We start from the raw sequence: 21,042 nt of genomic DNA on the forward strand, positions 1-21,042 counted from the left end.
ATGCCGAAGTGCACTTTGAACCTAAGACTTCACCGTCGAAGTCATCTTAAAGATCGCCTGCGCGTTGGAACTGTCAAAGCTAAGGTCCAGTCCTTTCTTTCCCGATTCCTCAGGCAAGGGAAGACGGGTAATGAATTCGAGGAAAGAACCCGGGACCTCTTTTTCAAGAGAGCCTCCATTCACACGAAATGTCCTAGGCACGAGCGCTGCGCGAAATGCTGTCTGTTGCACCCTGCCGGACTGTGAGGTTTCGACAGCAGCCTTCATCGGCTGTCCAAGCGCCTTCTGTTCTGCTGCGAGTTGGTCCACATCTTCGACGCGGTCTGTGACGTGGTTGAACGCATTGCCTTCTGTAGCGATCCACGCTGCCTCTGCGGACTCGACCAACAGGGTTTCGTAGTCTTTGAGTGTGATCTCGCCATGCTGACGGCCAAAGCAAGCGACAAGAACCGGCAGCAGGCGGATAGCTTGATCGATGCTTAAGGATCGCGAAGATTCCAGATCTTCAAGAAGAGTCTGTGCCTCTGGAGTCAGAGGATCCGTCGAAGTTGCCACAACGCGGGTCAGCGCGGCCTGAAATTCGTCTGAGAAGCGTTCGGGATGAAGCTCGCTGATAAAAAACTGAGCGATCTCTTCGGGGAAGTCGGCTTGGGCATATGAGCGTCCTGTCATGCGCAGCCGCTCCAGTGGATAGACTCCGTTGAGAGCATATCCAAGTGGGCGTAGTAGTCGAGTGATCGACTCTTCACCTGCCGGAAGGCTGCCTACGCCAGCCATCGCTATGGTGCGAACGGCTCCATGATCGTGCAAGATGGTCTTTCCATTGCGAAGACACTGTTCAACATAAACCTTCGCCGCAGGAACTCGTTCTACCAGGTCTTCAAATAAGAGCATGTTAAGAGCCTGCGCAATTTTTGCTCTTGAGATTCGCGCCCCTGAATCTTCCGTGAGTGCAGGATTGATTACGAGCACCTTGAAGAGTCGTTCGGTCCGCTTAGGTCCAATCAAGGTCTCAAGCGTTGTCTGTAAAATGCCGCCGCATGTAGCTTGCATCGTCTTTCTCCATTATGTTGCTGCTGTAAAAAGAGCGCATCATCCTTGCTTTCAGGAAGCATGTCTCAAGAAGCAGCGAACAATTCCCTCAATATGTAGTCCTGGACGGTGGAAATGTAAAATGCTATGTTTTCAAGACTTGATGAGCTTTCAGCATGATCATTTCTTCTGGAATGTCATCTCATTTCTCGTTTTAATCGATTACCCCGTCTGTACTCTTTGAAGAGATTGCGACATACTGGAATGCCTTCCGCATGCATCGGGTTGCTGTTTTTCGGAAGAGGATGTAGGTTCCAGGGACCCATGACGATTCAGTATGACTTAGTAGGCAGGTGATCTATGCCGGAACTTCCAACGATTTCATGTCTCCAGGCGTTTGAAAGCGTCGCGCGTCACGGAAGTATTACTCGCGCCTCCGTAGAGCTGAGTCTGACGCAGAGTGCCGTGAGCCGCCAAATCCATCAGTTGGAGTCGTTGCTCGACGTCTCCTTGTTTGAGCGTGTGCGTCAAAGAGTTGTCATTACAGATGCAGGGAAGCTTTATCTGAACGACGTTAGTCGAGTGATGTCCGGCTTGAAGGATGCAACGAGCAGGATCATGGCATGCGGCGGAAAGACGAATCTTCTGAACCTAGCTGTTTTGCCGACCTTTGCTACTCGGTGGCTGATGCCCAGGCTCAATGATTTTCTTGAGAAGCATCCTGGCGTCACGATCAATCTCGCCACCCGGCTTGTGCCATTCGATTTTGGAATGGAGCCATTTGATGCGGGTATTCATTATGGCTCGCCAGACTGGCCGGGAGCGGTGGCGCATCATCTGGTAGACGAGGTGACGGTGCCTGTCTGCAGTCCAAAACTGAAGGAGGCGCAGCGTATTCGGAGGCCAGCTGATCTGGCTCGCGCGGTCCTGCTGCATCAGACGACTCGTACCGAAGCATGGACAGAGTGGTTTCAGATGACAGGTGTAGACAGCCCGCAGGCGCTTCGCGGACCTCGGTTTGAGCAGTTCGCAATGATCACACAGGCCGCAATCTGCGATTTAGGAGTGGCACTGCTGCCGAAGCTTCTAATCGAAGAGGAGCTAACTTCGGGCAAATTGGTATTACTGTTTGATCGGCCTCTTCGAAGCGCGAATGCCTACTATCTTGTCGTGCCTGAGTCGAAGACTTCCGCTATCCTTCCGGCCGCCTTTGCGCAATGGATCATCGGCCAGGCGAAATCAGGCAGCAAAGAATCGTGAGAAAAATAAGATGGTTATGAGAAAGTTTCATGAGATATTGATAAAACATTGATATCCAGTATCACGTTTTGAATGCTAGTGTTTGACTTCATCATCAGCATGTCTCGTAGCGGAGAGCGGATGATATCGATCATTTTGCTTCCTGTTGAGAATAAAGATCGTGCTTTGACACATGTTTTGCTGACTTCCAGATTTTCTTGAAGAGGTTCCCGGCATGCGATTCAAGCTTCTCGTACTGGCTTCCTTTTGTACCCTGTTTCTTTTCCCTGGTCATGACATCGCCTGGAGTCAGGCAACGACGTCTTTGGGCGGACACGTAACGGACGCGGGCGGCGCATCGATTGCCGGAGCGAGTGTCAAGCTCACACGCACCGCAACCACCACAGTTCGCGAGACCACAACAAATAAAAATGGAGAGTACCAGTTCTCGCAAGTCGCTCCGGGCCGCTATGAGTTGACGATTGCTTCGCAGGGATTCGCGACGGAGAAGCAGACTGCGATCGATCTTTTGGTTAGCCAGCCAGCGACCATCAATGTCTCACTTGCTGTTGCGAGCGTTACTTCGGACGTCACGGTAAACGCAGCCGTTCAGCCGATCCTGAATACAACCGACGCTACATTGGGCAATGCGTTCACTGGTCAGCAGATTGAAAATCTCCCCAGCGAGGCCAGAAACGTTCCGGACCTGCTTAGCCTTCAGCCTGGCGTGACGTTTCTGGGGCGCACCGATACCGATACAGGGACGCAGTCGAACGGAAATACAAGCACCGACTCGCGCAGCGGTTCAACAAATGGAGGACGCTCCGACCAGGCCAACATCACCCTGGACGGTATCGACGTCAACGACATCAACAATGGCTATGCCTTTACCAGCGTGCTTCGCGTGTCACAGGATGCGATTGCCGAGTTTCGTGTGACGACGAGCAATCCGAATGCTGAAGAGGGGCGTTCGTCGGGCGCGCAAATTGCTCTGGTCACAAAGAGCGGAACGAACTCGCTTCATGGTGTCGTCTACGCTTACAACCGCAATAATCTGTTCCATGCGAATGACTTCTTCAATAAACAGACGCAGGCTAATGAGGGGCTGCCCAATGTGCCCTTGAAGCTGATTCGCAATGTTTTTGGTGCTTCGGTAGGCGGACCGATTAAGAAGAACACCGCGTTCTTCTTTCTCAACTACGAAGGCCGTCGAGACACACAAGGCTTTACCTCCAATAGCGACATCGTTCCGACACCGAGTTTTCGGGCTGGCAATCTGCAATATGTTTGTACTGGCGCCGCTAAGTGTCCTGCCAGCGGCGTATTTTTGCTCACTCCATCTGATCTTCAAAGTATGGATCCACAAGGAATCGGTGTGAATACAGCTGTCCTTGCGTTGATGAATACCTATCCCAACGGTAACAATCTGTCGCTGGGAGACGGACTCAATACAGAAGGCTACAGCTTTTCCTACAATACGCAGCGCAGCTATAACGCCTATACAGGGCGGCTAGACTGGGACATCAGAGGCAATGGGAAGCATACGGTCTTTTGGCGTGGCAACTTGCAGAATGACCATGAGCCCGGCGGACCGCAGTTTCCAGGACAGCCGGGAAGCAACACGCTATTGACCAACAGTAAAGGATTCGCCGCGGGCTATACGGCTTTGTTCACTGACAACCTGGTCAATAACCTTGCGTTTGGCCTCACCCGGCAAGGGCTAAGTAATGCAGGCCTTTTATCCGGTCCATATGTAACGCTCCAAGATCTTAGTTCGCTACAGGCCACCACTTCCTCCAACTACACTATTGCACCGGTGTACAACCTGACGGATAACCTCTCTTGGACGAAGCACAGTCACAATCTGGCATTTGGAACCAATATTCGCTTCATCGATGATCGCAGTTCGAGCAATCAGCTCTCGTACTCCAATGCGACTGGCACCTATCAATACCTCAACCCTGGAACGATAGCGGGTAGCGGTGGAGCCTTTGATGCGGATGCCTATCCAGCTCTTTATCCTCAGGTAGCCGGGAATGCTAAAACCAATTACAACAGCGCGGTGATGGCCGCTGTTGGAATTATCAATGTCGGAAATATCACGTACAATAACACGAAGAACGGCACGACGTTACCTGTCGGCGCTCCTGTGAGCCGCGACTATCGGTGGAACGAATATGAGCTTTACGCACAGGATACGTGGAAGGCACTGAAAGACCTAAGTATCACCTATGGTTTGCGCTACTCGTATCTTCAGGTGCCTGCAGAGACGAGCGGAACGCAGGTAGGCGTGTGTCAGATAGTCGGCAACGAGTGTGCACCCGGCGCGTTTTCGCTGACCAAGTTTGTCAATCAGAGCGCACAGCTTGCAGCATCGGGTCAGTCAGCCAGTGGAGCAGGCGAGCTCGGTTTCCCCATCAATGGCCGATATAACGGCAAGCCGGATTATTGGACGCCGGAGAAAGGTAATATCGGACCGCGAATTGCCCTTGCTTATTCGCCAACGCCAGACTCTGGTTTTCTAAAAAAGTTGTTGGGTACGGGCCAGACCAGTATTCGCGCTGGCTACTCTCTTGTGTACGATCATTTCGGCGCGGCCATCGTCAATAACTTTGATACCGAAGGATCGTTTGGCCTTTCGACGACGCTACAGACCAGCGCTGGAGTGCTGAAGGCCGGGACTGCGCCACGCTTTACGGGAGTAAACAATGTTCCGCAAAGCCTGTTGCCGCCCGCGCCTGCCGTCGGCTTCCCGGGTATTCCCGTTCGTAGCGGGCCAACGAGTGGTGCCATCTACTGGTCACAGGATTCGGCGATTAAGACACCTTATGCGCACGTCGTCGACTTTTCGATTGCCCGCGAGATTCGTAATGGCTCCTCACTGGAGGTGACATACGTGGGACGCTTCGGACATCGCCTGCTAGAGCAGGAAGACGTAGCGATGCCTACCAACCTGGCTGCTGCTGGAACCACTTATTTTGCTGCGGCGAAACAGATGTCACTGCTTGCTCGTCAAAACGGAGGCAATGGTGTCGACGTTTCGACGGTGCAGCCCATTGCCTATTGGGAGACACTGTTTGGCGCGCTGGATGGACAGGACATTGGATTTGGTCCTGGATTTACAGCGACACAGAATATCTACCAGCTTTACCAGCAGAATCTTTATAACGAAGCCAACGCGCTGTATGCGCTGGATATGCCCGACACGACCACGGGCGCTGGGATCAATCCGAATCAGCTGTATCCTTCGAACCGTTTCTACCACGACCAGTTCTCTGCGCTCTATGCCTGGAGATCGATCGGCAATTCAAACTATAACGCTCTTGAGGTCGTCTATCGCCAGCGCTTTGGTCTTGGCCTGCAGGCAGATTTCAACTACACCTTTTCGAAGTCTCTCGATGCGACTTCACAGGCGGAACGGCTGGGCTCCTCTGGTGGTATCAACAACGCACAGATCTTCAATACGTGGAATCCAAACCAGCTTTATGGCCCGTCGGACTACGATCTGCGGCACCAAATTAATACGAACTATATATGGGACCTGCCGTTCGGCCGGGGCAAGCGGTTTGCGTCTTCGATCGGCAGGTTTGCTGATGAGCTGATTGGCGGATGGCAGACGACCGGAATTGTGCGGTGGACCAGCGGCTTTCCGTTCTCTGTGAACAATGGCAATAACTTCCCGACCAACTATGACATCCAGGGGTTTGCGACGCAGATAGCCAAGATTCCGAAGGGTCGCGGGAAGCTGAATCAGCAGTTTTCGAACCCTGCCGCAGTCTTTGCCGCTTTCGACTTTGCGTTGCCAGGCGAGTCGGGATCGCGAAACGTTCTTCGAGGCGATGGATACTTTGAAGAAGATGCCGGACTGGGAAAGACGTTTCCCATCAAAGACAGCATGCGAGTTAAGGCTGGCATAGAAGTATTCAATGTGACCAACAGTGTGCGCTTCGACGCGCACTCGGTCTCGGCAAGGATCGACAATCCAAATGGCTTTGGGACGGCTACGACGGCGTTAACGAATCCTCGGCTGGCGCAGTTTTATGCGCGCTTTGAATTTTAGAAGTGCTGTTTTCGATATGGAAGGCCGCACGCGAAGAAATGCGAATATGATGAGTTGGCGATACGAATGGGAGGGATGATGATGCGAAGGACCATTGCAAATATCCCGACGACCAACTTATCCGGCATGCTTCAGAGAACACGCACGCCTTTCCGTGTTCTCCCCAGCAGTAACAGGCCTAATCTCTTCTCCGGTGATTAGCAGCGGTTCATCGCGTTAGATGTGTTGGCCCAGCTCCACGGCTGCGTCCTTCTCTCAAGGAAGGCGGTAGCTGTGTTGGAGGGGACGATGAGACACCGACCGCATCGCTGACCCGAAGGAGAGTTCCTCCATGAATAGTTCGACTCTTAGCTCGACGCACAAGATTGTGCCCGTTGCCTCTACCGAGACCCATGCCAGATTCGGCCCGAAGCTTACAAATTCTCTGCCGGGCCCTCTAGCGCAAAAGATCGTTGCCGACGACAACCGCCTGCTTTCGCCAAGTTATACCCGGGGCTATCCTCTGGTCGTAAAACGTGGGCGTGGCTGCAGAATTGAAGATGTTGATGGCAATGAGTTTCTTGATTTCACCGCAGGCATCGCAGTGAACTCGACCGGCCATTGCCACCCGGAGATAGTTAAGGCGATCCAGGATCAGGCCGCAGAGCTGATCCACATGTCGGGCACGGACTTTTACTACGACCTGATGCCGCGTGTTGCGCAACGGCTCTCAGCCATTGCGCCTATGCCTGGACCGCACCGCTTTTACTTCGGGAACTCCGGCGCAGAGGCAGTTGAGTGTGCAATGAAACTGGCTCGCTACCATACCGGGCGCCAGAACATCATCAGCTTCTTCGGAAGCTTTCATGGACGAACCATGGGCGCGCTTTCGCTGACGGCTTCCAAGCCTCAACAAAAGCGGCGCTTTGCTCCATTCGTTCCTGGCGTTACGCACGTGCGTTATCCCTATGCATATCGCGGATGCAGCGGCGGACCTCAGGCAGAAGAGGAGTTTGGGCTTGGCTGCGCGCGGTTCATTGAGGAGAAGTTATTCAAGACCACATTGCCGCCTGAAGAGGTTGCGGCGATCTTTGTCGAGCCGATTCAGGGCGAGGGTGGTTATGTCGTAGCGCCTAATGCATTTCTTTATGAGATTCGGCGCATCTGCGATCGATATGGAATCATGATGGTCGTCGATGAGGTCCAATCGGGCGCAGGCAGAACAGGCAAGTGGTGGGCGATTGAGCACTCGGGTGTCGAGCCGGATATTGTTTGCATTGCGAAAGGGATTGCATCGGGAATGCCGCTCGGCATCTGCATGTCAAAAGCAGAGGTGATGGATTGGGTGCCCGGCTCGCATGCGAGTACATTCGGCGGCAATCCTCTTTGCCTTTCTGCGGCGCTTGCGACAATGGATATTATTGAGCGCGAGGCGATGGCGAACGCTGCTTCTGTTGGTGCGAAGGCATTGGCCCGCTTGAGGACGTGGATCGACAGATACGAAATTGTTGGCGATGTTCGGGGTCGTGGGCTGATGATCGGCATCGAGATCGTAAAGGACAAGCAATCGCGTACGCCGGTTGGGTCGATAAGAGATCGCATCGTCGAATTAGCGTTTGGGAGCGGGTTGTTGCTGCTTGGCTGTGGAGAGACAACGATCAGGCTTTGCCCGCCGCTCATCGTCAAACAGGAAGAGGTCGATGTGGCACTCGATACCCTGGAAGAGTGCATTGCCGCAGCGATGGAGTAGGGGTAACTCATTCCCTGAGTTATCGCATGTACTACTCTCGCATTGGTCGATTCGCCTCGGTTTTACAGGGTATAATTACGAACGAAGCGGGAGTAGTTCAGTGGCAGAACGTCAGCTTCCCAAGCTGAATGTCGCCGGTTCGATCCCGGTCTCCCGCTCCAAATCTCGGTAGGCAATGAAGCCTTAAATTCAGGTGCAAAGAAAAATGCATCGACTCCAGTCGATGCGTTTTTCTTTAGTGCAAGTTGTTTTGTTAGCGGTTGGCCAGGGTAGTCTTCTGCGATGCCGCAAGGCGCTCTTCGAGTGCCTCCGCCTGGGGCAGGAAGCTGATCGCCTTGGCAATCTGTGGATCCCAGTCGGCGCGTACCTTCAAGCCTTCGAGTTCTCCGAACTGTGAGGTAAAGAGTTCGCTCTTGATGCTCACCTTCACCCAGTCAAGGTTACTGGCGATATCGGCATCGGTATAGTCGATTTGCTGCGACTTCAGGAAGTCCTTGAAGTCTTTCATGACAGCATCGTCGACCACGAAGTCTTTGCTAACGGTGTGGGCTGCAAGGTAATGCTTGCTGAAGTTGAAGAATGCGTATTTCTGAACGAGTGTTCCCTGGAAGTCGTTCGCTTTGAGCTCAGGGATCGGCTCGTCGGGGGTAATACCGCCGCCGCCGTATACGGTACGACCCGAGTCGGTCAGCTTTACCTCGAGGTTGCTCTTATCGGGCTTTGCCGCGTCGTCGCGGACGTAATAGTAGTCGTACAGCGACACGCCGTTGTAGTTGCGCTGAATCAGTCGGCCCGATGGCGTGTAGTAGTGATAGGTGGTCAGCAGCAGACCAGTCTCCTGGCTGAGCTGAAAGACGGTCTGAACCAGTCCCTTGCCGAAGGTGGTCTCACCGACGATCAGGGCGCGGTCATGGTCCTGTAGCGCGCCCGAGACGATCTCCGCGGCAGAGGCAGTATTGCGATTGACGAGAACGACGATGGGGTACTTCTTGCCTTGTTCGCCGTTGGCTACCCGGTAGACCTGGTCTGGAAAGGCGCGCCCTTTCTGCGAGACGACGATCTGCCCCTTTTGCAGGAACTTATCGGCCATGCCGACCGCTTCGTTCAGCAGGCCGCCCGGATTGCCGCGTAGGTCGATGACAAGACCATTCATGTCGCCGAGTCTATCGAGTGCATCTCCAACCTCGCGGCTCGTGGTCTCCATAAAGCTGGTGACGTGAATGTAGCCAATGCCAGGCCGGATCATGAAAGCGAGATCAACCGACGGGCGGGAGACCTCTTCGCGGACCAGATCGAAGACGAGCGGCTTGGGGGTGCCCTCTCGCTGCATGGTGACCGAGACATGTGTGTTACGCGGCCCCTTCAGAAGAGAGGCGACGGCTGTCGAATCCATGCCGTCGGTGGACTTTCCATCGACGCTGATGATGACGTCGCCGGGGCGGATGCCGGCTTTATAAGCCGGAGCGCCGTCAAAAGGAGTGAGAACGACAATCTTCAGTCCATTCTTTGCGGTCGGATCGGGCTGCGGCTGAATCGCCATGCCGACGCCGTAATATTTGCCGTGCTGATCTTCGCGCATCTGGGCGAAGGCCTTGGGGTCCTGGAAGCTGGAGTGGGGGTCAAGCGTATGCAGCATTCCTGGAATTGCACCGTCATAGATGGCTTTGTCGACCTTGTCGGAGTCGAGATGTTCGGCGTAGTTCTGTTCCACCAGAGCATAGACGTTGGTGAAGGAGTGCAGGGAGTCGCGAAGCGTGGACTCGTCGGTCGCCGACTGGGCATCGACCTTCTGGTTGATAAATGTGCCGAGCACGGCGCAACTGGCCAGAAAGAGGGTGGCGATAAAGAGTGCGCGGCGGGTGCGTGGAGCCATTAGCTTGAATTACCTCAAAAAAGCGGGAAACAGTGCTCAATATCTACGCAAAGGAATGCGTACTATGGGCGCGCCCTCTTTGGACGGAGTATAGCATCGGGGGGTGAGCGGCTGCTGGCGATAAAGAGGATTCGCTAGATAGGTGCAGGACAGTTAGAATGGGGAGCGGATACCGTCCAATGCTGCCCGGAGTCAAAACAAGCAGTGCTGGCACCCGTGCGATGGCCGAGCCTCGCGAATGTTAACTTGAAGATACGAGTGACGATGACCTTTAGAATTTCGCAGTTTGCGGTGGTGTTAGGGCTAAGCGTGCTGGCATTGCCGGGTGTGGCGCAGATGCCACGGTATCAGAGTCCTGTTAGCGTTCCGGAAGCACCGCAGCCTCAACTGACGCTGCCGACCCCGGCTCCTATCACGCCGAACGCCACCGTAGTGGAAGATGTGGTCGCTCGTGTGAATGACCAGATCATTAACCGCAGCGATGTCGAGCGCGCCCAGACGGAGTTGCTCCGCGAGGACCAGCAATCCAACGCTACTCCGGCTGAGGCTGCACAGCGGCAAAAAGACCTGTTGCGCGACATGATCGACAAGCAGTTGCTGCTCTCCAAAGCCAAGGAGCTTGGCTTGAATGCCGACGCCGAGGTTATCCGTCGGCTCGACGAAATTCGCAAGCAGAACCACCTTGACTCCATGGAAGCGCTGGAGAAAGCCGCGGCGGCGCAGGGAGTTTCCTTTGAGGACTTCAAGGCGAATATCCGCGACAGCATCCTCACCCAGCAGGTTGTGCGCGATGAGGTAGGACGGCGCCTGCAGATGACGCAGGGGCAGGAGCAGGCTTATTACGAGGCGCACAAGCAGGACTTCGCGCAACCCGAGCAGGTGAGACTGAGCGAGATTCTTATTCCGACGCCCGCCGATGCGAACGATGCGGCGCTGGCGGCCGCCAAGGCGAAGGCCGACGACATCGAAGCGAAGCTCAAGGCCGGTGCTCAGTTCGACGAGCTGGCCAAGACGCAATCCAGCGGATCAACGGCAGCGCAGGGCGGCGATCTGGGCGAGTACAAGCGCGGCGCGCTGTCGAAGGTGCTGGAAGACCAGACCTTCGACCTACCCGCAGGGCAGGTAACTGCGCCCATCCGGACTCGTCAGGGCTTTGTCATCCTGAAAGTGACCGAGCATCAGGCCGCAGGTACACCGGCATTGAAGGATATCGAGCCGCAGGTTCAGGAAGCCATGTATATGGACCAGTTGCAGCCTGCTCTGCGCACGTATCTGACCAAGCTGCGTGAAGATGCCTTTATCGACCTTGCACCGGGATTCGTGGACTCAGGCGCAAGCCCCAATGAGAGCAAGCCGTTATTTACCGCCTATGCTCCTCCTGTCGCCAAGAAGAAAAATGTTCAGAAGAAGCGGCGATACGAGAGCGCTGGTACAGGTCGGTTTGCTGCACAGAAGAAGGTATCGACGGCAACTCCGGCTGCAGTGGCTGCAACAGGTGCGGCAGCTGCTACTCCCGTAGCGGCGGTTACGAACAGCAAGGGCAAGAAGAGGTCGAAGAAGATCAAGCGCGAGAAGATCCGCTTCGGGCAGGCTCCCCGCAATGCGTTGCCAGCAGGGCCGGAGCAGACGGCAGTTGGCGGCGATGTAGGAGCAGGTGCCGCTTCGGCCTCGGCTATCACTGCGGCGCCAGGCGCTGCTATGACCAACAGCGAGGAGAGCGCTGAGCAGGCAGCAGCAGCGGACGTCAATCCACTGACGCCCACCCAGGCTGCCCCGACGAAGAAGACGCGTTTCGCCTCGCGTGAGAAGGTTGTTCTCGCCGAAAAGAAGGCCACTAAAGCTAGAAAGGCCAAGGAGAAGGCTGCGGCGACCCCTGCGGCTGCGACAGCACAGGAGAGCGCAGACCAGAAGGCCCAGGCTGCGCCCCTTGGGTTGAACGGCGATACAGCCAAGAAGAAGAAAAAGAAGAAGGTGAAGGGAGCCAAGAAGGAGCGCCTGGAGAACAAGGCGAAGCCTTCGACGGCCCCGCCTCCGCCGCCTGCACCCACCGTGAACCCATCTCTGGGACAGGGTCTGGGAACTGCACCGGCGACGCCTGCCCAGCCAGCTGCACCGGCACCGACGACGCCAAACTAGACCGATAACATCACCAGACACCGATGCGAGAGCTCCGGCTCTCGCATCGGTGTCTGCCCTGTACGATTTCTTCGCTATGGCGCGGTATCCTGAGGGGCATGAAAGATTTCTTTATTGCTGACGCCGCGAAGTTCGATAACGACACCGTAACTTCTTACTTCGCGCTGTCATCCCTGTCCGTGCGTGAGAAGAAGCAGGGCGGCCAGTATCTCGCTCTTACGCTCACTGATAAGACCGGAACCATGGAAGCCCGTATGTGGGACGAGATCGCCGACGTGCTGGCAAACTGCTCGGAGGGCTGCTACGTCAAGGTGCAGGGGCAGATCAGCAAGTATCAGGGCAAGTTTCAGATCACGCTGCAAAAGATGCGCAACGCCGCCGAGAGCGAGATTGATCCTGCCGACTACCTTCCTGCAACTCTATTTGATGTGGAGGAAATGTGGGCTGAACTGCGCGGGTATGTCTCGCAGTTCACCAACCACGATTTGAAACGGCTGGTCTTTGCCTTTCTTGATGATGGGGCTATTGCGTCGGCCTACCGCACCGCACCGGCGGCAAAGCGCCTGCACCATGCCTGGCTCGGTGGCCTGCTGGAGCATGTCGTCACGCTGGTGCGCGTCTGTCTCGCGACCGCCCCGTTCTACCCCGAGGTAAACCCTGACCTGCTCGTTACCGGGGCAATCCTGCACGACATCGGCAAGACGCGCGAGTTGCACTGGAAGAACAGCTTCGGCTATACACTGGAAGGTCAGCTGATCGGACACATCAACATCGCCCAGGGCATGCTGCTTGAAAAGGTAAAGGAGCTTTCCCCGTTCCCTGAGAAGCTGCGCGTTCTGGTCGAGCACATGATCCTGAGCCACCACGGCAAGTACGAGTTCGGTTCGCCCAAGCTGCCGATGACCGCCGAAGCCCTTTTGCTCAACGTGCTCGATGACCTCGAAGCAAAGATGCAGGTGCTGCGCAACGAATTTGCTGCCGCCGAGGCCAGCGGAAAGTCCCCGGGAGAGATGACCGAGTGGGTTCGCAGTATGGATCGCCCGTTGCTCGACTCCCGCAGCTACCTGAAGGACGAATAGCTGGCATCGGATAGGGGCGGAGCGGCATCGAAGATAATGACACTGGGAATTGGAAAGTCGATCATTCGGGAGCAAGTCATGCCGACGGTCACCAAAGCTGATGCCCTTTCTCGCAAACTCTACGCCGGTCTAACCCACGAACTCGAGGCCTACCATGGCCCCTCTTTCGAGCTGCGGCTGTGGGATGATACCGGCGCGAACTATGGTGCGGGCAATCCCCGCTTTACCATTACCGTCAAATCGCTCGATGTCTTGAAATCCCTCCTATGGGATCCCAACGAGATCTCCCTCGGTGACGCCTTCGTCAAGGGCGATCTCGAAGTGGAAGGCGATATCTTCGCCATGTTCGAGTTTGCCGACTTTGTCTTCAGCCGCGCGCACGGCGTCGAGAGTCCTTCCTACGCTCGCCGCCTTGTTCTCTCCGCAGGCAGGGCCTACCATCACCTCGAATACGCAGTCGGCGACCTCTTCACTCACAGTCTTCGCCGCGACCGGGAGGCCATCTCCTTCCATTACGATAAGCCGCCTGAGTTCTTCGCGCCCTGGCTCGGGCCCACGATGGTCTACTCCTGCGCCTACTTCTGCCGAAACTCGGAGACACTCGAAGACGCGCAACGGAACAAGCTCGATCTGATCTGCAAAAAGCTTCGCCTCCGGGCGGGTGATCGGATGCTCGACATCGGCTGTGGTTGGGGCAGCCTCATCCTCCACGCGGTAAAACACTACGGTGTCCATGCCACCGGCATTACCCTCAGCGAGCAGCAATTTGCCTTCGCCCAACGCCGCATCGCGCAGGAAGGTCTCGCCGCAGATTGCGAGGTTCGTCTCTGCGATTACCGCCAGATGGATAGTGCCGCTCCCTCCTTCGACAAGATCTCGAGTGTAGGCATGTTCGAACACGTCGGTTGGCAGAACCTTGGCACTTACTTCAATACTGTCAAGAAGCTGCTGAGGCCCGGCGGCACCTTTCTAAACCACGGCATCGTCTCTTCGCTCGACGAATATAAGAAACACGGGCCATCGTTCATTCGTAAATACGTCTTTCCCGACACGGCCCTTGCCACGCTCCCCATTGTCACCACTCAGGCCGAGCACGCAGGCTTCGAGCTGCGCGACGTCGAGTGTCTCCGCGAGCACTACGAGCGTACGTTGCACGGATGGGTCGACCGTCTCGAGCGCTGCAAACGCGAGTTGCTCAATTATGTCGATCCTGAAACTTATCGCATCTGGCGGCTCTATATGGCCGGTTCTGCCGAGGCCTTTCGCAAGGCCAAGATCAGCGTCTACCAGATTCTGCTCGCGAGCCCCGGCAACGACGATCACCTTCAACCCACTACTCGGGCTGACTGGCTCCTGCAATCGACCGGAGGACAACTGGCCGACGCAAACTAAGCGCTCTCACGATTGTTACAATCAGAATTACGGCGTCAGTACACCTTCGCGCCGCCTAAGTGAGGGAAATGCTTCGATTTTCGACAGCGGGAGAGAGCCACGGCGAGAGCCTCGTGGCCATGGTAAGTGGAATGCCGGCCGGTGTTCCCGTCGATCTTGAGTTTGTGAACCGCGAGCTGTGGCGCCGCCAGAAAGGCTATGGCCGGGGTGGCCGTATGCGCATTGAGCGCGACACGGCGCACGTCCTCAGCGGCGTTCGCCACGGCAAGACCATCGGCTCGCCCATCGCTATGACGCTCGCCAACAACGACTGGAAGAACTGGACCGAGATCCTGCCTGTCGAAGAAGGCGATCCTGAGAAGCACAAAGCTGTCGCCTCCCCGCGCCCCGGTCACGCCGACCTTGCGGGAGCACTAAAGTACGACTTTAAGGACGCCCGCTATGTTCTTGAACGTGCAAGCGCTCGCGAGAGTGCAGCTCGCGTAGCCTCAGGTGCCTTTGCCAAGCTTCTGCTCAAAGAATTAGGTGTAGGCGTGGCCAGCCATGTTATTCGCGTAGGCAAGGCCGAACTCTCTCGTCCGGCCACGTGGGATGAGATCGTAGCCCTGCAGGCTAAGGACGAGGTCCTTCTGAACTGCGTCGATCCTGAGAGCGAAGCTGCCATGAAGGCCGAGGTCGATGCCGTTCTCCGTACTGGCGACACCATCGGAGGCGTCTTCGAAGTAGTCGTCCACGGTTTGCCTCCGGGCGTTGGCACCCACACCAACTGGGATGAGCGCATGGATGGCCTCCTCGCCCAGGCGGTGATGAGCCTGCAAGCGGTCAAGGCCGTCGAGATAGGGCGCGGCGTCACTGCTGCCGAGTCGCTCGGCTCAACCGTTCACGACTCGATCGGCTACGAAGGCGAGGGCGGCTTCACCAAATTCTCGCGCGAGCAGAACAACGCCGGCGGCATCGAAGGCGGCATCTCCAACGGCGAAGACATCGTGGTGCGCGGCTATCTCAAGCCCATCTCGACCCTGCGCCGTCCACTCGGTTCGGTCAGCTTCGAGACCCGCGAGCCGGTCAAGGCCGCCTATGAGCGCAGCGACGTCTGTGTCGTCCCCGCGGCGGGAGTAGCCGCAGAGGCGATGGTCGCGTTGGCCGTCGCGCGTCTTGTGATAGAAAAGTTTGGTGGCGATTCGCTGCGCGAGTTACAGCGCAACTTCAACGGCTATTGTGAGCAGATTCGAGCATATTAAGTGACGAATCAACAAAGATATTAATAACGAATCGACAGAAATATTAAATGACCCAATCAACAGGCAAAATCCATGAAATCGTGAAGTGGCCCGATCCGGTGCTGGCAAAGCGTGGCGAAGACGTCACCGTGTTCGACGCAAAGCTCAAAAAGCTGGTCGAAGAGATGTTCGAGTCGATGTATGCCGCACAGGGCATCGGCCTGGCCGCACCGCAGATCGGCCTCTCGCAGCGCATCACGGTTATCGACTGCAGCTTCAAGAAGAACCCCGACGAAAAAGTCGTCCTTATCAACCCCGAGATCGTCGACCGCAAGGGCAAGCAGGTCGAAGAAGAGGGCTGTCTGAGCCTGCCTGAGATTCGCGACAAGGTCTCTCGTGCAGCCTGGGTCAGGGTTCGCGCACAGGATATAAACGGAGACCAGATTGAAATGGAAGGCGAAGAGTTACTTGCCCGTGCCATGCAGCATGAGATCGACCATCTGGACGGCATCTTATTCATTGATCGGTTAAGTCGCCTCAAACGCGACCTTGTCATCCGCAAGATCAAGAAGCTGCAAAAGAACGGCGAGTGGTAGCCTTTGGGCTTTATCCTTGGTTGTTCGTATCGGTCCCATCGGTATAAATCGGTGTTGAGCCTTCAGCCGAAAGGGAGAATCCAGCTTTGAAATTAGTCTTTTGCGGCACTCCGCAATTCGCCGTCCCTACCCTTGAAGCCGTTATCGCCGCCGGTCATGAGGTTGTGCTTGTAGTGACGCAACCTGACCGCGCTGCGGGCCGGGGCATGGAGACGCAAGCGCCCCCGGTAAAGCGTGTGGCGCTCGAGCACGGAATCCCTGTACTCCAACCGGAGAAGATCAAGAACAACTTTGAGCTGCGTGCCATGCTCGAAGATATTCTCCCCGAGGCGATCCTCGTCGTCGCCTATGGTCGCATCATTCCGCAGTGGATGCTCGACCTCGCGCCCTACGGCTGCATCAATCTGCATGGCTCGCTGCTGCCGAAGTATCGCGGGGCCGCGCCGATCCAATGGGCCATCGCCAATGGGGAGAACGTCACCGGCGTTACGACGATGCGGCTCGACTCGGGACTCGACACCGGCGATATGCTGTTGGCAAAGATCGTTCCTATTGGTCAGGAAGAGACCGCAGTCGATGTGTATGAATGCCTGGCGGCGGTGGGAGCCGATTTGATGGTGGAGACGCTCTGCGGACTGGCCGACAAGTCGCTCTTCCGCCAGCAGCAGGACCATGCCCTGGCGACGCTTGCTCCCATCCTTACTCGTGACGATGGCCGCATCGACTTCACGCGCATGGCGCACAATATCTACGACCGCTGGCGCGGCTTCCAGCCGTGGCCGGGAGCACACACTACCTTGCGCGGCAAAAAATTGATCGTCCACAAGATGCGCGCATCGTCGCACGTTGCAGAAGGCGAACCGGGAACTATTGTCATTCAAGGCGATGCGATGATGGCCCACTGCGCCAACGGCACGGCCATCTATCTCGACGAGCTACAGATGGAAGGCAAGCGCCGCATGAGCGCTGCTGAATTTTTGAATGGATATCAGGTCAAGAGTGGCGAACGGCTGGGTATATGAAGAACAAGCCGCTCCAACCAAAGACTCCACCGGCAAAGCGTCCTGCCGTGATGAAACGTCCAGCCTCAGCCGGATCAACTGCCTCCGCCGAAGCGTCAATTGCCAAAGTGACTCCGGCTCGACGCGCAGCATTTGAGATTCTGACACTTGTCGGCGAGGGCAAAGGCCACAGCGACGAGCTTCTGCACTCGCCTCGCATCGAAGCGCTTTCTGCCGAAGATCGTAACCTCACCACGACACTTGTCATGGGAGTTCTGCGCTGGCAGATCGCTCTGGATGCCCGTATCCGCACTTTGCTACAAAGGCCAGAGCAGCGGCTCGCCGAGCCGGTCTCGCTCGCTCTGCGGCTGGGCGCATTCCAGCTTCTGCATCTCGACCGCATACCCGCTCACGCTGCTCTCAGCGAGAGCGTTGAGCTGTGCCGCGCTGCTGGACAGCCTCACGCCACAGGGATGGTCAATGCGGTTCTGCGCAAGCTGGCAGCAGCGCAGAAGCCCGGTCAGCGAGTCTTTGAATCAGTCGCCGCATTCTCCGAGCGTCTCGGCCATCCGCAGTGGCTGGTTGAGCGATGGGTCGCCGCCTACGGTCGCGAGGCCGCGCTGAAGATCTGCGAGGCCGACCAGAAGGAACCGGCGGAAGGCGCACTCTTCACCGAAAACGGCGGCGACCTACCGCAGATGGACGATGGCTCCCGCCTTGTGGCCGAACTTGCTGCCACCGCGGTACCGGATGCGAAGACGGTGTGGGATTGCTGCGCCGCTCCCGGCGGCAAAACCCTCATCCTTGCCCATCGGCTTGTCTCGGCAGAGATTACTGCCAGCGATGTCAGCGCTAAACGGCTGGCACAGACCGAGGCTCGCTTTCGCCGCTATGCCTATGCCGAACGTATCCGCTGTGTTGTCGCCGATGCTACTGCAACCTCCGGCAGCCAGAGCTTCGATCTCATTCTCTGCGACGTTCCTTGTAGTGGCACTGGCACATTAGCTGCAAATCCAGAGATTCGTCATCGACTCAAGGCTGAAGAGTTTCCCCGTCAGGCATCTCGGCAGAAGGCCATCCTGAAAGCTGCCCTCAAACGACTGGCTCCCGGCGGCAAGCTGGTCTACTCCACCTGCTCGTTGGAGCCGGAGGAGTGCGAACGAGTCGTGGCCGGAGTCATCGCCGGAACAAACATCGTTCCATCGCCGGTCGAAGCTCTCTTGCAGGAACTGTCGGGGGCTGGAATGCTCCGGCAGGATGCCAACCTTAGCTCTGCCGTGCGCAATGGAGCGTTGCGGACGCTTCCCGGCGTCCATTCGTGCGACGGCTTCTATGCCGCTGTGCTCGAAGCTGCGAAGTAGATTCGGCTCAAAAAGTTCTAGTGAGTCAGCGTGATGTGGACGGCGTCGCCTTTCACCACGCGATATCCAGCTAACGGACTCTGATCTACCACCGTGCCTGGCTGCACTGCTGCTGAGGTAGGTGCGATGGGCGTTCCTGGGGCCTTTGGAGCGATAGGCGTTGCCGAAGCCGGTGGAACGGCTGAACCTGCCGGAGCAGTGGGCGCAGGCAGATTGACATCCTCCACGCTGGCAATGTGTACGCCTGCCGCAGCCGCGCGAGCTGCGGCTCCGGCCAGCGTCAGTCCGGTGAGCGAAGGCATCACATAGGCCGTAGCATCAGGATCGGCAGGTGCGCTTAGCAGCAGGCTTACCTGCGGCCGATCAATTCCCGAAGCATTCGGTGTAGGTGTCTGCGCGAGCACAATTCCGGTTTCGGCATCAGTCGGAAGCTGGGCGACTGTTCCCATGTCTAGCGTGAGACGACGCATCAGGATTGAGGCAGGGCGCTCTGTCTGGCCGATCAGATCAGGGACAGATACTCTCTGCGGCCCGAGGCTTTCGGTGACGCGCACCGTCCATTCGCGCCTAACGGTGACGCCGGAGGTCGGTGATTGCGCCAGGATATGACCGGGAGCAACGTCGTTCGAGTAGAAGCGGTTCTCGACGTTGAGGTTGAGTCCCTGCGAGCTCGCCGTCTGGCTGGCTTCGGCGATGGTGAGCCCGGCGAGATTCGGGACCTCGACCTCGCGGCCGTGAATGGCAAGGCGCATGGTGATGAACGCAGAGATGAGCGCAACTGCAATCATCGCCATCCCGCCGAGAAGGATGTTGAAAAAGCGGTTGATGGTAGAGATCTTCATCAAGGTCAGGATACAGCGCTTCAGCCGCGATTATCGGTGGCAGGTTCGGGATGAATTAACAAGCGGCTGACCTCGGGAGCGTCCAGCTTGAACGCCCCTTCGAGCGCGGTGATGACGGCGTGAACCTGTGCCATGGGCAGGTCGTCCGGTAAAGTGCAGTGGCAACTGACCTGAATGCGGTCGTTTCCATGGTCTGGAATGCGGGTGACGAAGACTTCGTGGATGTCGAGGATCTCGGGAAACGCTGTAGCGGCGCGGCGAAGGCGGACTTCGAGCTGGCGGTCGCGCTCAAGCGAGGCGGGACGCTCAATCGTGGCAGGCTCGCTCTCGATGTGGGTCAGGATAGTGGCGATGGTGGGAATCTCGCGGCGCATTTCGGATTCTAACCGTGTAGCTAAGACGTGGGCCTCGCGCAGGGGCATGGTCTCGTCGACTTCGAGGTGTTGCTCGACATGCAGTTGATGGTTGTACTCCTGCACGCTGACGTCGTGGATGGTGAGGTTAGAGCGGGCAGCTACAGCGCGGATACGATCGTGAACGCTCTCGGCCTGTGAAGCGGTGGGGACGGAGTGGACCACGACATCAGCGCCGGGCAGATGACGTTGTACGGCTGCGGTGGCTTCTGCGGTGATCTGCTCGGAGCGCTGGAAGGTGAGCTTGCGCGGCATGCCCAGGGTGACGTCGGCGAAGTAGCTGGAGCCGGAGCGGCGCGTGCGAACACGGTCGACCGAGAGCACGCCGTCGATGGCGGCGAGGTCGCGGATGAGGTCGCGGCGGGTCTGGGCGCGGGTCTCTTCGGGCGTAGCGTCGAGCAGAGCATCGATGGTGCGCCGAGCGAGCTGCCAGCTTACGCGGAGGATGATGCCGGAGACGATGATGGCTGCGACGGGGTCGGCGAGCTCGAGAAAGGGAAGATGCCAGTGCTTCCCCGCGTAGGTTGCGGCGAGTCCGAGGAGAACGGCGAACGAAGACCAAATGTCGGTGCGGAAGTGGATGGCGTCGGCTTCAAGAGCTTCGCTGTTGTGCTGCACGGCGACGCGGTGCAGCGTGCGAGAGCGGGAGTAATCGACGGTGATCGAGAGCAGAAGGACAGCGAAGGGCCAGATGGAAAAAGTAAGCGCAAGACCCTGGTGGAAGAGGATGCGGCGGACGGCCTCGGTAAGAATCCAGATGCAGGAGCCGAGCATAAGCACGGTTTCAACAAAGGCGGAGAGGCTCTCGATCTTGCCGTGGCCGTAGTTGTGTTCTTCGTCGGCGGGGCGGTCGGAGACCTGGACGGAGAAGAAGGTGATAGCTGCTGCGGCGAGATCGATACCGGAGTGGGCCGCCTCGGAGAGCATGCCGAGTGAGCCGGTGAAGATGCCGGTGATCAGCTTGAGCAGCGTAATGATAAGCGCGGCGAAGACGGACAGCAGAGCGGCAGAACGCTTGGCGGCGTGTGTGTGCGCTGCTTCTTCGGGCGTCGTAACAGGGGCCATGGGA

General features: G+C 57.1%; 14 protein-coding genes and 1 tRNA gene. 11 read left to right on the plus strand and 4 right to left on the minus strand.

All coding sequences use genetic code 11. The features are described 5' to 3' along the window. Nucleotides 1-21: 21 nt before the first annotated feature. On the minus strand, nt 22-1,053 hold the full coding sequence (locus IEW09_RS13610; protein ID WP_188554754.1) for a DUF1338 domain-containing protein: 1,032 nt from the start codon (nt 1,051-1,053) through the stop codon (nt 22-24). A gap of 339 nt (nt 1,054-1,392) precedes the next feature. On the opposite strand from IEW09_RS13610, the gene IEW09_RS13615 reads away from it, so the two are divergent. The 4 genes from IEW09_RS13615 (at nt 1,393) to IEW09_RS13630 (ending at nt 8,221) form a co-directional block, all read left to right on the plus strand. Beyond that, complete coding sequence (locus IEW09_RS13615; RefSeq protein WP_188554755.1) at nt 1,393-2,292, plus strand: LysR family transcriptional regulator; 900 nt, start codon at nt 1,393-1,395, stop codon at nt 2,290-2,292. Between the two features lie 214 nt (nt 2,293-2,506). Further along, nucleotides 2,507-6,331 carry a TonB-dependent receptor gene (locus tag IEW09_RS13620; RefSeq protein WP_188554756.1) on the plus strand — a complete coding sequence of 1,275 codons (3,825 nt, stop codon included), beginning with the start codon at nt 2,507-2,509 and terminating at the stop codon, nt 6,329-6,331. 331 nt (nt 6,332-6,662) lie between these two features. Next, the gene (locus tag IEW09_RS13625) at nt 6,663-8,060 is read left to right on the plus strand and encodes an acetyl ornithine aminotransferase family protein (protein ID WP_188554757.1); all 1,398 of its coding nucleotides are present in this window, start codon (nt 6,663-6,665) and stop codon (nt 8,058-8,060) included. Between the two features lie 86 nt (nt 8,061-8,146). Continuing rightward, nucleotides 8,147-8,221 (plus strand) — tRNA-Gly (locus tag IEW09_RS13630). Between the two features lie 92 nt (nt 8,222-8,313). Here IEW09_RS13630 and IEW09_RS13635 read toward each other — a convergent pair. Next, nucleotides 8,314-9,933 (minus strand): S41 family peptidase, encoded by a 1,620-nt coding sequence (locus IEW09_RS13635; RefSeq protein ID WP_188554758.1) that lies wholly within the window; start codon nt 9,931-9,933, stop codon nt 8,314-8,316. A 264-nt stretch (nt 9,934-10,197) separates the two neighbouring features. On the opposite strand from IEW09_RS13635, the gene IEW09_RS13640 reads away from it, so the two are divergent. The 7 genes from IEW09_RS13640 to IEW09_RS13670 all read left to right on the plus strand — a co-directional run bounded on the left by IEW09_RS13640 (nt 10,198) and on the right by IEW09_RS13670 (nt 18,718). After that, a complete protein-coding gene (locus tag IEW09_RS13640; protein ID WP_188554759.1) occupies nt 10,198-12,069 on the plus strand; it encodes a peptidylprolyl isomerase in 1,872 nt (623 codons plus the stop codon). 98 nt (nt 12,070-12,167) lie between these two features. Then, nucleotides 12,168-13,148, plus strand: a complete 981-nt coding sequence (locus IEW09_RS13645) for a 3'-5' exoribonuclease YhaM family protein (protein ID WP_188554760.1) — start codon at nt 12,168-12,170, stop codon at nt 13,146-13,148. Nucleotides 13,149-13,184: 36 nt separating this feature from the next. After that, the gene (locus tag IEW09_RS13650) at nt 13,185-14,540 is read left to right on the plus strand and encodes a class I SAM-dependent methyltransferase (protein WP_188554761.1); all 1,356 of its coding nucleotides are present in this window, start codon (nt 13,185-13,187) and stop codon (nt 14,538-14,540) included. Nucleotides 14,541-14,608: 68 nt separating this feature from the next. Next, on the plus strand, nt 14,609-15,781 hold the full coding sequence (gene aroC / locus IEW09_RS13655) for a chorismate synthase (protein ID WP_188554762.1): 1,173 nt from the start codon (nt 14,609-14,611) through the stop codon (nt 15,779-15,781). A 47-nt stretch (nt 15,782-15,828) separates the two neighbouring features. Continuing rightward, the gene (def, locus tag IEW09_RS13660; protein ID WP_188554763.1) at nt 15,829-16,356 is read left to right on the plus strand and encodes a peptide deformylase; all 528 of its coding nucleotides are present in this window, start codon (nt 15,829-15,831) and stop codon (nt 16,354-16,356) included. A gap of 86 nt (nt 16,357-16,442) precedes the next feature. Then, nucleotides 16,443-17,378, plus strand: a complete 936-nt coding sequence (fmt, locus tag IEW09_RS13665) for a methionyl-tRNA formyltransferase (protein WP_188554764.1) — start codon at nt 16,443-16,445, stop codon at nt 17,376-17,378. Continuing rightward, nucleotides 17,375-18,718, plus strand: a complete 1,344-nt coding sequence (locus IEW09_RS13670; protein WP_188554765.1) for an RsmB/NOP family class I SAM-dependent RNA methyltransferase — start codon at nt 17,375-17,377, stop codon at nt 18,716-18,718. Before fmt ends, IEW09_RS13670 begins: the two co-directional genes overlap by 4 nt. A 17-nt stretch (nt 18,719-18,735) precedes the next feature. On the opposite strand, the gene IEW09_RS13675 is transcribed toward IEW09_RS13670, so the two are convergent. Next, complete coding sequence (locus tag IEW09_RS13675) at nt 18,736-19,560, minus strand: PASTA domain-containing protein (RefSeq protein WP_188554766.1); 825 nt, start codon at nt 19,558-19,560, stop codon at nt 18,736-18,738. A 20-nt stretch (nt 19,561-19,580) separates the two neighbouring features. Next, nucleotides 19,581-21,038, minus strand: coding sequence for a cation diffusion facilitator family transporter (locus IEW09_RS13680; RefSeq protein WP_188554767.1), 1,458 nt, complete (start codon nt 21,036-21,038; stop codon nt 19,581-19,583). Nucleotides 21,039-21,042 lie beyond the last annotated feature (4 nt).

Origin of the sequence: Edaphobacter dinghuensis, assembly GCF_014640335.1 — a bacterium.
GTDB classification, from domain to species: Bacteria; Acidobacteriota; Terriglobia; order Terriglobales; family Acidobacteriaceae; genus Edaphobacter; species Edaphobacter dinghuensis.

Bases quoted from the DNA above. Each gene is read 5' to 3' on its own strand.
- IEW09_RS13680 (WP_188554767.1), bottom strand. From the start codon at position 21,038: ATGGCCCCTGTTACGACGCCCGAAGAAGCAGCGCACACACACGCCGCC.
- IEW09_RS13615 (WP_188554755.1), top strand. From the start codon at position 1,393: ATGCCGGAACTTCCAACGATTTCATGTCTCCAGGCGTTTGAAAGCGTC.
- def (WP_188554763.1), top strand. From the start codon at position 15,829: ATGACCCAATCAACAGGCAAAATCCATGAAATCGTGAAGTGGCCCGAT.
- IEW09_RS13670 (WP_188554765.1), top strand. From the start codon at position 17,375: ATGAAGAACAAGCCGCTCCAACCAAAGACTCCACCGGCAAAGCGTCCT.
- IEW09_RS13675 (WP_188554766.1), bottom strand. From the start codon at position 19,560: ATGAAGATCTCTACCATCAACCGCTTTTTCAACATCCTTCTCGGCGGG.
- IEW09_RS13640 (WP_188554759.1), top strand. From the start codon at position 10,198: ATGACCTTTAGAATTTCGCAGTTTGCGGTGGTGTTAGGGCTAAGCGTG.
- IEW09_RS13610 (WP_188554754.1), bottom strand. From the start codon at position 1,053: ATGCAAGCTACATGCGGCGGCATTTTACAGACAACGCTTGAGACCTTG.
- IEW09_RS13645 (WP_188554760.1), top strand. From the start codon at position 12,168: ATGAAAGATTTCTTTATTGCTGACGCCGCGAAGTTCGATAACGACACC.
- aroC (WP_188554762.1), top strand. From the start codon at position 14,609: ATGCTTCGATTTTCGACAGCGGGAGAGAGCCACGGCGAGAGCCTCGTG.
- IEW09_RS13625 (WP_188554757.1), top strand. From the start codon at position 6,663: ATGAATAGTTCGACTCTTAGCTCGACGCACAAGATTGTGCCCGTTGCC.
- IEW09_RS13620 (WP_188554756.1), top strand. From the start codon at position 2,507: ATGCGATTCAAGCTTCTCGTACTGGCTTCCTTTTGTACCCTGTTTCTT.
- IEW09_RS13635 (WP_188554758.1), bottom strand. From the start codon at position 9,933: ATGGCTCCACGCACCCGCCGCGCACTCTTTATCGCCACCCTCTTTCTG.
- IEW09_RS13650 (WP_188554761.1), top strand. From the start codon at position 13,185: ATGACACTGGGAATTGGAAAGTCGATCATTCGGGAGCAAGTCATGCCG.